The organism is Desulfovermiculus halophilus DSM 18834, from assembly GCF_000620765.1.
GTDB classification, from domain to species: Bacteria; Desulfobacterota; Desulfovibrionia; order Desulfovibrionales; family Desulfothermaceae; genus Desulfovermiculus; species Desulfovermiculus halophilus.
Map to the genome: position 1 here is coordinate 1 of NZ_JIAK01000007.1, position 12,721 is coordinate 12,721.

Here is a 12,721-nt window from a genome sequence, read left to right on the forward strand (position 1 = left end):
AGACTGGCCCTATCAGCGTGATCATGAGGCGGTTCTGTGTTGTTCCCCGCACCCACGGGGATGTAACCATTCAGGGGATTTGGAAAACCTAAGAATAGACCGTCATTGCGAGCACAGCGAAGCAATCTCCTGGTTTTGTCCGGGACGGTGATGCGCTGGAGATTGCTTCGGCGAAGCCGCCTCGCAATGACGGGTGATACCAACGCTGTCATCACCCCCTGATCGAGTATGTACCGGCAAACCCCAAATTCCACAGTCAGCGTCGAAGAGCCGTAAAAATGGTCCGGGGGAAGGCTCCTCGACATTAAGGATTCGATCTCTTTACAAGTAAGCGTTCACTGGGTTTTTTCTTGTGCCTCCTCTGCGTCCTCTACGGAGAGAAGAGTAGCCCACCGCAGAGACGCTGAGGACGCAGAGAAGAGAGGGATTTTTTATTTTTCGCTGAGAGGGCGAAAAATAAATGGGCTCTGCCCTGTGGGCAAATTTTCCGTAAGGTCAGGATGTTAATAATGCTATCTTTCTGCTTGCAAAGCAGTGAGCAGTTTTATCTTTGCCGTCTATCTCAGCGGCAAAGATAAAAATAAAACTCAACTCAGCGTTCTCAGCGTCTCCGCGGTGCACCATTCCTACTCCCTGAATGGTTACGCGGGGATGATCCGCCTCAAGTTTGAAAACGATTGCCGAGAGCCGCTCCCGCCAGCTCAGGTCCTGGGCGAATCACCTGCATAACTCGAAGATATAGGCCCAAAGACATCTGAATGAGAAATTCAGGACAGGCTACCAGAGTATTATGTTTTGTGATATATAATATCGTTTTGTATTTAATAAAACTATTGGACTGTTTGTTTTTTCCTGTGCTAATGCCCAGCTTGAACGGATGCAGATCGCAGAATGCGAAAAGATAAATAACCTGAAACCGCAAAAGAAGAAAAGGTAAATGGTTATAAATAATTTCTTGTCTACCAGGCGGGATATGTAATGATTTCTGTCACTGCTGTCCAAATATCTATTTACAGGTAAAGTGCTCGCTAGCGCATGGAAATTAATATGCAAAGGAGGTATCTCTATAATGGACAGAAGAAAATTCATTAAGGCAAGCTTACAAATGGCTGCCGCTACCGGAATATTTCCAGTTCTATCCTATGCAGAATCATGGCGACTTGCACCAAATGAAAAGCAAACAAAAAAATATGTGACAGGGTGTATGTGGTGCCAGAACGGGTGTAGCATGATCGCTCACATCAAAAACGGCAGACTAGTCCACCTGACCGGCAACCCGGAAGATCCTGTGACAAAAGGAAAAATCTGCATCAAGCCTTTTGGCAGTATGGAACTTTTAAATAGCCCGAATCGTATGCTTCAGCCCTTAAAACGAACCAGTGGATATGGTCCTTCAGCGCAATTTTCAAAAATCAGCTGGGAACAGGCGTTGGACGAAATAGCAGAGAAACTGATCAGCATTCGAAAAGAATTCGGTGGTGAATCATTGGGGATTTGGGCGTCTGGCCGTAGTGCATCCGACGGTCGAAAGCTGAATAGTGCATTTGCAAAACTGTATGGTACTCCTAATTATGAAAAGACGGGTCCATTTTGCAACTATTCAGGCAAACCAGCAGGAATATCAGTGGTCGGAACAAGGAATACAGCATGGACATATAGTGATGACGATTTTTTTAATGCCGATCTCTATATTTTTGTCGGGAGTAATTTTGCTGCAACACGTCCGGTTGCATATTCCCATTTGAAACAAAGAAAAGACTTGAGGAAATGCACCATTTGTGTCATTGACCCCAGAAAATCCAAGACTGCGGAAGAGGCGGATCTTTGGTTACCCATCAAGCCCGGTTCGGACTTGGCCCTGGCACTGTGCATGATCCATACTATCATTTCAGAGGATCTTGTTGATTACGAATTTATTAATGCCCACACTATTGGGTTTGAGACTCTAAAGACTGAGATCATGGAGGGCGAATATACCCTTGCCTGGGGAGCAAAGGTGACCGGGCTTGAAAAAGAGAGCATAAGAAAGCTAGCGTCCACCTATGCGAAAACCCGAAAAGCCATCATTATAGGAAATGCAGGGCTGAGCCATCATACAAATGCTGTTCAAACCCATCGAGCATTCTATCATCTTGCCGCTATCACCGGGCACTACGGTGAAAAATCAATGGGCTATGCCTGTCTGAACAATGGTGGCATCTCCACCGGTAGCCTTGCTTTACCTAAGGAAAAAATACCTGAACAAAAAATGGAGTTGTGTAAAAATCCTGTCGGGTGGCTTGATTCCATTGAAAACCCAAATTATCCATACAGGTTGCAGGCACTGATTTCCACCGGCAGTCCGCTGACACAATGGCCGGACCAGGCAAAACTTCGCAGGCTGATGCCAAAACTGAAACTGAGCGTATACAACGGCCTGACCCGAAATATTAATGCACATTATTTTGATTACATTCTTCCTGCAGCTACCTGGATAGAAGCCGGAGGTCTCGCCCCGGTTTCAGATGACAGCCGTTTTGTATGGGTACCGAAACTTATTGAAGCACCAGGAATGGCAAAACCGGACAGATGGTGGTGGGTTGAACTGGCCAAACGCATGGGCTGGGGAGACATTTTTACGGATACATTAAAAGATCCTGTAGAATTACAGAACCTCGCTGGAGGTGCAAAAGGTTATACCGTGGAGCATTTCACTGCCAAAAAGGATAATTCCTTACGGGCACCTATAAAAATTGTCAACAAAACGGTAAAAGAAAGAGATACGCTCTTTCTTGACAAAAGGTTTGCAACCAATAGCAAAAAAATTGAATTGTGGACACAGGAACTTGAAGATAAGCTCTCCTCATACGGCCTTAGCGCTGTTCCCAGGTATTATACTGATCCTGATATTGCCCGACCCGGTGAGCCCACAATCAAATATGATACTGCCAAGCTTATTCCTTCGGCATTCCAAAAAAACAAAACCTATACAAACAGGGTTGAACTGATCAAAAAGGATAGATCAAAGGACCAGTATTCTTTCTACCTGATCACCGGCAGGCCTTCAAGCGCCATCATGGGACACACATCCCACTGGATCAAAACGCTTGACAAGGAATGCCCGGATCAATTCTGTGCCATTCACACAGACTCTGCAAAAAAACTTGGCATAAAAGATAAGGATATGCTCAATGTTCGATCCGTTTTTGGTGAAATCCGGGCAAAAGCCATGGTAACCTCTTATATCCGTGAAGACACCATTTTTATCCCTTACTCTTTTGGGAGATACAGCCCCTATCACGCCTGGCAATCTGTCAATTTTCTCACTAGTGCTCAAGCCCGGTGCCCTGTTTCAGGGCAAGTCGCATTCAAAGGAATGACAGCAGCAGTTAAAAAGGCATAATCCGTGATGAATATAAAGTTTTTAAATTTAAGCACGCTTTTTGAAAATATATTAATTCTAAACAAGGGAGGTACAAATGAAAAAAACAATTTTTATTATCACTATGATAGCAGTAATATGCATCATGGGCAGCTATTCATGGGCAAAATCAGCGCAAGGAACCATCTCAATGGATTTTGACCTGTCAGGTCATTGCACAAATGAAGTGGTAAAATTATGGATACCCTATCCAATCTCCAATGAGAGTCAGACTATTACGAAAGTGCAGGTGAGCGGTAACTACAAAACGTCTGCAGTGTATACGGATAACAAATTTCAGACCCCTATGCTGTTTGCTAAATGGGAGAAAGGTGCTTCCTCCAGAATCCTCCATTTCAGTTTTCATGTGTCCCGGAAGGAAGTAATTAAAAATAATTTCCCCAACAATGAGGCAGCCTGTTCAGTGGCTGATCATTCTAAATATCTGGCACCTAGCACTTGGGGACATTGTAAGGGCGATGTTAAAAAGCTGGCCGAAAAAATAACAAATGGCAAAAAATCAGTCCTTGCCAAAGCAAAGGCTATTTATGACTGGACTTGTGAAAACACTTACAGAGATCCAAAAACACGCGGTTGCGGCTCAGGCAATGTGTGCGAATTGCTTAAAGATCCGGGCGGAAAGTGTGTTGATATCTCTTCTGTTTTTGTTGCCCTTGCCAGGGCAGCAGGTGTTCCTGCAAGGGAAGTATTCGGTATCCGCTTGGGTAAGAAACCGGTTGTGGATATTACCGGCTGGCAGCATTGCTGGGCGGAATTCTTTTTGCCTGGATACGGCTGGGTACCTGTGGACCCAGCAGACGTTCGTAAGATGATGCTCAAGCATGATCTGAAACTTGGTGATGCCAAGACCAATGAATACCGCAGCTACTTCTGGGGTGGTGTTGATCCTTATAGGGTGAAACTTGCCCAAGGACGGGACCTTATTCTCAATCCTTCACAGAAGGGTGGAAAGATAAATTACCTGATGTACCCTTTTGCCCAGGTTGGCAACAAGACGCTGGACTGGCTTGATCCTGATACTTTTAAGTATACTATTACTTATAAACAGAATTAACTTAGCATGTCCAGAATTTAGTTATTCTTTGAAGGTTATTTGTCTATTCGTAAGGCCTCTTCCTTCAGGTAGGGGCCTTACGAGCAAGCCTGGCTGGTCAGCACCAGGCCCGCATTTGTCGCTTGGGCTTTTTTCTTCGTTCCCAGGGTCCTCCCTGGGGACGTCTTTGTCTTATGGCTCCGGCCATCTGTTTTTTTCTTCTCTGGTCTCAGGCTCTACAGAGATGGTGTAGAAGGGGGCTGGAGCCCCAAGAAAAGACGTTACGAGGGGGGACCCTCGTAGCGAAAAAACGGCTGTTACCCCAGTCGTGGTTGAATTCGTAGGGGCGAAGCTTGTCTTCGCCCACAAGGCCGAGCAGAGCGAGGCATGAATATTCCTTCTGGATTCTTGTTTTATACGAGCTCGACTATAAGCTGAACTGGCGTGGCGGGGCACTGATAAAAGTCCTGGCCTGGTATACCTCTCAGAAGTGTTCCAGGCGCGATCATGTGTCAAAGAACAATCGCAAATCGCAGAGCCTCTTTGTGTGTGAGGCCTGCGGTCTTGAGATGAATGCGGATCACAACTTCCTTCGATCAACGGCTGGTTGTGCGGTTTAACTGGCAGCGTACGTAAATACCCAAATCACGGCCAAAGCGTTGACCAGGGCGTGTATAAGCACTCCCGGCCAGATGGAACCACTTTTTTGGTACAAATAGGCAAAGATCAGACCGAGAATGAAGATCGGCGGCACGGCCAGAAGACGCAGATGCAGCAGGGCAAAGAGGCCGGAGCTTATGAGCATGGCCTTGGTCCAGGCAAAGCGCTTTTTCAGCCCGGCGAAAAGAAATCCCCGGAAGAAGATCTTCTCCACCAGAGGGGCGATGGTCACCGCGGCAAAGACGAACACGCCCGGAGAGGGGGTTTGGGTTAGAATATGTTTCAGCTCCGGCTGTACTTCCAGATTGTAGCTGGAGAGAACGGTCTCGTACAGGGCGTTGATCCACATGGCCGGCAGCAAGAGGGCTGCGCCCAGTCCCAGATATCTCATCTTGAACCCAGTCAGCCCTAAATGATGCCGCCCGGCGTTGTATTTTTTGCGGGTAAACCACCAGACCGGAACAAGAAGGGCCAGCTCGAGCATGCTGACCATTAGGCCGGGCGAGAGATCCACATCCAGCAGATGGAGCAGGGTAACCGCAACATAGGCCAGAGCAAGCCAGATGCCGAGGCAGGCTGCTCCCAGCCATGCATCCCGGACAGTCCAGGGTACCCCAGGGGAACGAGCGGAAAATTAGGGACAGGAGGAATATGCAAATCATGGCATGCACAGCAGTGATGCTTCGCGATCCTTTGAGGATCACAGTCTTGATTTTTTGAATCCGTCAGTGGGTGTGGGCGGCTGGGTATGCATGCAGGTTCTAACGGCGGGCTACATTATGTGAATAGACCCGGCACGAAAGACGGCAGACGCACTGGGCCGAAACCAGCCTTGAATGGGGGGGGACAGCAAGATAGGGCGAAGGGAAGCCTGGATTCAGGTTAGGCGTTTGAGGGAATACGTCTGCTCTAAACCCTGAATCTTGTGCGGTCTGCGTTCTCGTTTGGGCTGGATGAGATCCCGAAAGTGCTCGAAACCCTGGCGGACGAACTCGCGGGAGCCGATGATCCCGGCCTCAGTGAAAAAGCGGGTACGCTGGATGAATCGCTCCACGCATTCGGGCAGCGGAACACCCTCCAGGACTTTCCCCTTTCCGGTATCTATCCCTCCGCGGGCGTAGACAAACTCCCGGTACAGGCGCAGTCGTTCTTTGGAACTGTCCACGTTGTATTCTTCCAGGCCCAGATTCCAGGAAAGAAAAGTGTCCTTTCGATGACTTCGGAACCGGTAACCCAGGGAGGACCACCGGTAGTCCTCAGGTTTATCTACCAGATTGGCCCGGATGGGGTTGAGATCAATATAGGCCAGGCAGTTGATGAGGGTCTCGCCCTTTTCCACGATCAGGCTTTTGAAACGTTCGGCCCAGAAGGTCCCTTTGCGGCCCCGCTTTTTGTTGTACACCCGAGTGAAGGTCTGCTTGATTTCTTTGACGTATTCGGACAGGGAGGTCCATTTCTGGCGATAGAAGGGGATTTGCCCAGGCATGAGGGTGTATTCATCACCATATCTTTGCTGAAAGCTCGCTTGGACTTCCTGGTCCGTAATTTCGTTCTCTGGGAGCATGGTCACCAGGAGATGAAAGTGGTTGCCCATGAGGCAGAAGCCCAGAACCTGACAGAAATAGACAGCAGAAAGATTCTGAATGATGCCCAGGAGCAAGCTTTTTTCCTGGTCGCCCAGGGGATAGCCGTCCAGGGCAGTACGGCTGATGACGTGATAGGTGGTCTGGCGATGGGTAAGGAGAAAGCGAGGCATACGAGCCATAAGGCACCTCCAGAGAGTTCGAATGACGGATACAGAGCAGGATAGACCAGTTGAAGATAAACATCAACATTTTTCTCCTGTCCCTTATATTCACTTACTGTCCCTTATATTCACTTATGTTCATGATGAGTGAGCAGGCCGTGGCCAGTCGCCCCCTGCGCGGGGGCGTGGATTGAAACCGAGCCTGCCCGCGCTGATGACTCATGTTCCATTACCTTTGTCGGCCTGGATCCACAATATTCCAAATGCAAAAAGGGGATAGACCGTTGCGGACTATCCCCTTTTTGCATTTCCTGACGAGAATGAACGGTTGGATTTTCTAGTCAGCTGAACTATGCAGGAATTCTAAAAGTGCCAGCGCAGGCCGGCCATGATTTGGCTGCCGCCTACGTCCAGATTGTTCGGGCCAAAATCTTCATTTAACGCCTGATTTACAATGTCAATTGTATCTTCGTCCACATCATCCACTTCCACCCATGAATGCCGATATTCAATAAAGACGCCCAGCGGGGCGTCGTATTGGTTAGGTCCAGGATTGGGTATTATATAAAACTCCATTCCGCCCAAGACGTGGCCGCCAAAGCCGAATTCCTCTTCATCTTCACTGTAATCTACTGCTATCCCGCGGATGTTACCTTCAAGATCGTAATCTCCTCTGGTGAAATATATATCTGGACCAGCTCCGGCATAGAGGTAAAAGTAGTCGCAAACCGGCAGGTATCCTTTGATTGTCGGCGAGAGATAGAAGTTTTCGATTTCTATCTCGGATGACAATCCGAATGGGTGGTAGGTCTCATCGGACTTGAAATATCCAATCCCCATCTCTATGCCAAAGCTTTGATTCAGTTTCCGTTCATAGGCCATCTCGAACATGAAGCTGGACATGTCGTCCTCGTCAATATCCCAGAAATCGAAAAAGTCATTGCTCTGGTACATATGGTATCCTGGCTTGATGGCAAAGGCGTTCATCTTTTGCAGATGACCGGCATTGTCTTGAGCCCAGGACGCTACCGGGAGTAAAAGTAGAGCAAATACAACACTAAGTATACGCATGTATCCTCCTTTTTGCAATAGAATTAGAACGTTATAGGGTGAGGCACACATGCCATTGGATTAAGCGAAAGTCAATATTATGACATGGCGGAAGGGAGGGTTGGGTGACAAATTTTAACTATAGCTGTCTGTATTTATTCATGATACTTGTTTTTTAAGTGCTCATGCAAACAGGGATGCCCTTCTTGACTTGGCCCCGTGCTGGACAGGCTGGTGTGCGCCGCACCAGCGGGGATAGTCCCCTTTGAGCCACCTGATCCATGTGTCAAGCAGGGTCTGCCCCGCACCCGCGGGGATGATCTGGCAGCGCCAACAGAGAAAGGTTCTTGACTCTTTTCTTGTTCAGAGGCCTGGGTCTTGATTGGTTAAGGGGAAAGCTTCCTTGTCAAGCAGGTGGCTTGTTGATACTGTTATACCTTGAAGGAAGAATTTAGATGAGTTAGCGGAAGCAGATGTGGAGAGAAGTGCTGGACAGACGGACAGGCCCTGAAAATTAGGACCTCCACGATGGTTGGTCGGTTTGGCCTGAATAACGTAGGCCAGCATATGGCAAGTGAACAGCATGGCTATTGACATTGAGAATCTCATAAACTTTTGGGCAACTGAAGCCGAAGATGCCTTGCGTGTAGCTGACCACCTTGTCGAGAAGGAAGACTTTTCATATGCATTATTTTTTGGACATTTGGCCTTAGAAAAAATGTTGAAGGCTCTCTGCGTTAAGAAAATAAAAGGCCATGCTCCACCAATACATAATTTAATAAGGCTCGCTAAGGTTGCTGATATCGATTTGGATGAGCAAAACGAAAACGAGCTTATCACCATAACTGCTTTTAATATAGAAGCCAGATATCCCGATTTTAAAAGGTCTTTTCGTGAAAAATGCACTCAAGAATTTACGATACATCAAATGGATGTCATAAAAAGGAATTACAAGTGGCTGCAATCATGCCTGAGGTAGAAGAGGCTGTTCGAAGCTTCGTTGCTCTGCTTCGTAAAGACAAGCGTATATCCGGGGCATACATTTACGGGTCATATGCCAAGGGGACAGCCAACAAGTGGAGTGATATTGATTTGGCTGTGATCAGTCCAGACTTTTCTGAGGACTTGTTCCAAGAGCGCATCGCTCTGATGAAGCTGGCCTTAAGGGTTGATGACCGAATTGAACCAAGCCCATTTCGACCAGAAGACTTTACCATGAATAATCCCTTGGTAAATGAAATACATCTCTCAGGGATCGAAGTTCACTGAATGCTCCGCATAGACTGGCCCTATCAGCGTGATCATGAGGCGGTTCTGTGTTGTTCCCCGCACCCACGGGGATGATCCGTCGCCTCCTTCTTTGATCCCGCCCCCACCGGTACTCACCGCATCCACCGGGGATGGTGCGTATTGGCATGCGCAGCGAGAGGCTTGCCAGCGCCGTTCTTTGTGTATAGGTTTTGATCATGTCTTCATCCAGTCCTCGCGTTCATGACCGTTTCTTCAAACAGATTTTTAACCGTCCGGAAAATGTCCGGGACTTCATCATCACCTATCTGCCGGCTGAAATCGTGGCTCATCTTGATCTTGAGAGCCTGGAAGTTGTCAGCGGAAACTATGTTGAAGCGGATCTAGGTGAATACTTTAGCGATGTGGTGGTCAAGACCAGGGTGACGCAGGGGAGTCCGGCTGATCTTTACTTTTTGTTCGAACATAAAAGCGGTCCTGAGCGCTATGCCCGGGTTCAGGTTTTGCAATACATGGCCAGCCGGTGGTATGCTCAGGTACGAGATGGTCAGTCCGGTCCGCTCCCCTTGATTATCCCGGTGGTGATTTATCACGGAACCAGAACCTGGAGCTTCAGCTTGGGTTTTGAAGATTTGTTTGATCCTCCGTCGTCGGAGTATTTGCCTTATATCCCAAACTTTGAGCACATTCTGCACGACATTTCCCACTTGAATGAAGATGAAATCAAGGGAACTATCGTGTTGCAGGCAGTGCAGCTGTTGCTTAAATACATCCAGAGTCCTGAGTTGCGTGATCAGCTCCCTCGGATCGTGGAGCTGCTGGGGAGCCTGGCGGAAAAGGAGTTGGTGACCGAATATCTGCAGGTTGTCCTGGAATATGTGTTTCAAGCCTCGGAACATGTTGATGCCTCTGATGTACGCGAGGCCTTTGAGAAACTTCCTCAAGGAGAGGAACTTATGCCGACCATAGCCGACAAGCTGCGCCAAGAGGGAATGCAGCAAGGGATGCAACAAGGAATACAGCAGGGAATGCAGCAGGGAGAACTTCAGGGGAAACGGATTATACTTCTTAAGCAAATGCAAAGGAAATTTTCTTTGACCTCAGGAGAAGTGGCCTTGATAACCTCGGTACAAGATCAGGCCACTCTAGACCAAGCCCTGGAGTCTGTGTTGTTTGCTCAGGACAAGTCCGAAGTCCTGGGATTGCTGCGATGATCTGACAATTGCTCATTGCTGCCCCCCAAACTCAAGGCACTTCCATGACCCATCACGAAAGCTCATATTGTGTCCGGCAGTTACTCTGTCTCGCCGGCTTTGTTCTCCTCGCCCTTGGCCTGTACGGATGTGCAGGGCTGGGCAAGAGCCTGGAGCCGCCAAAGATCAATCTGGCCAATATCACGGTGCAGGAAATCAAGACCTTTGAAGCGGTTTTTGGGCTCCAGCTGCGGGTCTTTAATCACAACGACGTTCCCTTGGTGATCAAGGCTTTGGACTGCGATCTGGAGGTCAACGGAAGCCGTCTGGCCTCCGGGGTGACTGAGACCGAAGCGAGCATTCCGGCCTTTGGCACCGGATTGGTGGACATCACCGTTTATGCCTCGTCCCTGCAGATTGTGAGCAGATTCCTGCGGGGGTTGCGGACAGCTCAGGGCGATGGGAAGGCTGATTCCATAGAGTATGATCTGTCCGGCCATCTTCATCTGGGAGGCAGGGCATTGCCCGGACGGATTCCTTTTTCCGCACAAGGATCGATGAGTATGGACCGGTTTTTTGATTCGCGAAATGATGCGTTTTAAGATTTAGGCAGACAAGTCATGGCTCTATCCCCTGTAGACATGGAAAAATATCGAAAGACCGCCCGCAGGCGGCAGGAGGTTGCTGAGAAACGACGCCTTCAGCGTCTGGAGCAAGCCTGGAAGGTTGCTCGACAGGCAGCTCAGATTCTTTGTAATGAATTTCAAGCCCAAGAAGTGGCTGTCTTTGGTTCCTTGGTTCATCCTGAACTGTTTCATTTGCGATCGGATATCGATTTGGCGGTCTGGGGCCTGCAAGAACGTCTGTATTTGCAGGCAGTGGCCAGAGTAACCAGCCTTGATCCGGATATATCTGTTGATTTGATCGCAATCGAAGAGTCCTCCCAATCATTGCGAGAACATATTCAAGACGAGGCGATACCTATATGACTGGGGGAGCATACAAGGCGCTGGCCGGAAGGATCGGGCTGCTTGTGCATGATGTGCAACGAGTTGTTCAGCGGATCGAGTTTTTGCATGACAAGGCCCAGCAAACCGGAGACAGTGGATTTCTGGACGGTGTCGCCCTCAACCTGCACAGTTTTTATACTGGGGTTGAAGCGATTTTCGAAGATATTGGCCGGACTGTAGACAATGCATTGCCGAATGGCGGGAACTGGCATCAGGAGTTATTGCAGCAAATGGCTGCTCAGCTTGAAGATCTGCGTCCAGCTGTCATCAGCCAAGAGACACGGGCCTGCCTGGATGAATATCGGGCTTTCCGCCATCTGGTCCGTAATGTATATACTTTCAATCTACGTCCTTCACGGGTAGGTGAACTGGCTGTAAGCGTGCAGGAGTGTTTTGGGCTTACTTCCAGTGACTTGGAAGAGTTTGTACTTTTTCTAAAGGCCGCAGAATAAACAGTGTAGGCTGCGGATATGCCGGGAGCACACAATTTTTCTGTGCGCCCAAGCCCTGATCACCCTTTTCGCTGGCTTCTTGCGGCGAATCCATTCATTTTTACCCATGCTCAAAAACATCATTCGCCTGCCGCATGCGGTCCGGGTCAGTCCCAGGGCCAAATATATACGGTTTCGCATTCTGGCCGGGACCGGGCTGGAGGTGGTTGTCCCCAAGGGCTGTCCCGCCTCCCGGGTCCGCAAAGCCACAGCAGCCAACCAGGCCTGGATCACCGGACATCAGCGGGAGATCCAGCGGGCGGCCGGCTTGAGACCGGACGTACAGCATCTTCCGGAACACATTGTGCTGGCCGCGAACGCACAATCCTTTTCCGTCTGTTATGATCCCCGTGCATGCCAGTCCCGTGCCCTGCATACACCGGCAAAGGGCCGGATTGCGATCCAGGCCGATCCGCATACAGAAGCCGATGTGTGCTGCCGGCTGTTGCAGGACTGGCTGAAGGAACAGGCCCGAACAGCGCTTGTGCCCTGGGCCCGTTCACTTTCCGAGAGGCATGCCCTGCCCATTGCCAGGATCCAGATTCGAAAGCAGAAGACCCGCTGGGCCAGCATGTCCACATCCGGGACTCTAAGCCTGAACTGCCAGCTCATGTTCTTGCCGGGGGAGTTTGTCCAGCACGTGCTGCTCCATGAGCTGTGCCACGTCCGGCATCCCAATCACGGCTCCGGATTTCAGGCCCTGCTGTCCAGGCTCTCGCCGCACAAGGCCAGGTACGAGCGGGCAATGAAGCATGTGCATCACACGGCCGTTCCCTGGTGGGCAAAGTTCTGAAAGGGCATTTCATACATATCCGCAAATCATCCTGTCGGCCGGTCAACAGGCACACTTTTATTCACAAGCACAAAT

General features: G+C 49.2%; 13 protein-coding genes. 10 read left to right on the top strand and 3 right to left on the bottom strand.

Features of this window, described 5'->3' with window-relative positions; translation table 11 throughout:
• Window positions 1-1,069 precede the first annotated feature (1,069 nt).
• The 3 genes from N902_RS0103605 (at window position 1,070) to N902_RS20610 (ending at window position 5,074) form a co-directional block, all read left to right on the top strand.
• The gene (locus N902_RS0103605) at window positions 1,070-3,382 is read left to right on the top strand and encodes a molybdopterin-containing oxidoreductase family protein (RefSeq protein ID WP_027369823.1); all 2,313 of its coding nucleotides are present in this window, start codon (window positions 1,070-1,072) and stop codon (window positions 3,380-3,382) included.
• 76 nt (window positions 3,383-3,458) lie between these two features.
• The gene (locus N902_RS0103610) at window positions 3,459-4,475 is read left to right on the top strand and encodes a transglutaminase-like domain-containing protein (RefSeq protein WP_027369824.1); all 1,017 of its coding nucleotides are present in this window, start codon (window positions 3,459-3,461) and stop codon (window positions 4,473-4,475) included.
• A gap of 332 nt (window positions 4,476-4,807) precedes the next feature.
• A complete protein-coding gene (locus N902_RS20610; protein ID WP_084287712.1) occupies window positions 4,808-5,074 on the top strand; it encodes a zinc ribbon domain-containing protein in 267 nt (88 codons plus the stop codon).
• On the opposite strand, the gene N902_RS18555 is transcribed toward N902_RS20610, so the two are convergent.
• The 3 genes from N902_RS18555 to N902_RS0103630 form a co-directional block, all read right to left on the bottom strand.
• Entirely contained in the window at window positions 5,071-5,607 is a 537-nt protein-coding gene (locus tag N902_RS18555; RefSeq protein WP_027369825.1) for a CPBP family intramembrane glutamic endopeptidase, read from the bottom strand. The genes N902_RS20610 and N902_RS18555 overlap by 4 nt on opposite strands.
• Window positions 5,608-5,991: 384 nt before the next feature.
• Window positions 5,992-6,879, bottom strand: a complete 888-nt coding sequence (locus N902_RS0103620) for a transposase (protein WP_084287715.1) — start codon at window positions 6,877-6,879, stop codon at window positions 5,992-5,994.
• Window positions 6,880-7,224: 345 nt separating this feature from the next.
• Window positions 7,225-7,932 carry an outer membrane protein gene (locus N902_RS0103630; protein ID WP_027369827.1) on the bottom strand — a complete coding sequence of 236 codons (708 nt, stop codon included), beginning with the start codon at window positions 7,930-7,932 and terminating at the stop codon, window positions 7,225-7,227.
• Between the two features lie 562 nt (window positions 7,933-8,494).
• On the opposite strand from N902_RS0103630, the gene N902_RS16235 reads away from it, so the two are divergent.
• From N902_RS16235 to N902_RS0103665, 7 genes are all read left to right on the top strand, one after another.
• Entirely contained in the window at window positions 8,495-8,890 is a 396-nt protein-coding gene (locus tag N902_RS16235) for a HEPN domain-containing protein (protein ID WP_034621509.1), read from the top strand.
• Window positions 8,878-9,180, top strand: a complete 303-nt coding sequence (locus tag N902_RS0103640; protein ID WP_034621511.1) for a nucleotidyltransferase domain-containing protein — start codon at window positions 8,878-8,880, stop codon at window positions 9,178-9,180. Before N902_RS16235 ends, N902_RS0103640 begins: the two co-directional genes overlap by 13 nt.
• Before the next feature lie 197 nt (window positions 9,181-9,377).
• On the top strand, window positions 9,378-10,373 hold the full coding sequence (locus N902_RS0103645) for an Rpn family recombination-promoting nuclease/putative transposase (protein WP_027369829.1): 996 nt from the start codon (window positions 9,378-9,380) through the stop codon (window positions 10,371-10,373).
• 44 nt (window positions 10,374-10,417) lie between these two features.
• Entirely contained in the window at window positions 10,418-10,954 is a 537-nt protein-coding gene (locus tag N902_RS18560; protein WP_051564228.1) for an LEA/WHy family protein, read from the top strand.
• An 18-nt stretch (window positions 10,955-10,972) separates the two neighbouring features.
• A complete protein-coding gene (locus N902_RS0103655) occupies window positions 10,973-11,341 on the top strand; it encodes a nucleotidyltransferase family protein (protein WP_027369830.1) in 369 nt (122 codons plus the stop codon).
• Window positions 11,338-11,814, top strand: a complete 477-nt coding sequence (locus tag N902_RS0103660; protein ID WP_034621513.1) for a ribonuclease toxin HepT-like protein — start codon at window positions 11,338-11,340, stop codon at window positions 11,812-11,814. The genes N902_RS0103655 and N902_RS0103660 overlap by 4 nt, the downstream gene beginning before the upstream one ends.
• A 106-nt stretch (window positions 11,815-11,920) precedes the next feature.
• The gene (locus N902_RS0103665; protein ID WP_027369832.1) at window positions 11,921-12,646 is read left to right on the top strand and encodes a M48 family metallopeptidase; all 726 of its coding nucleotides are present in this window, start codon (window positions 11,921-11,923) and stop codon (window positions 12,644-12,646) included.
• Window positions 12,647-12,721: the final 75 nt, after the last annotated feature.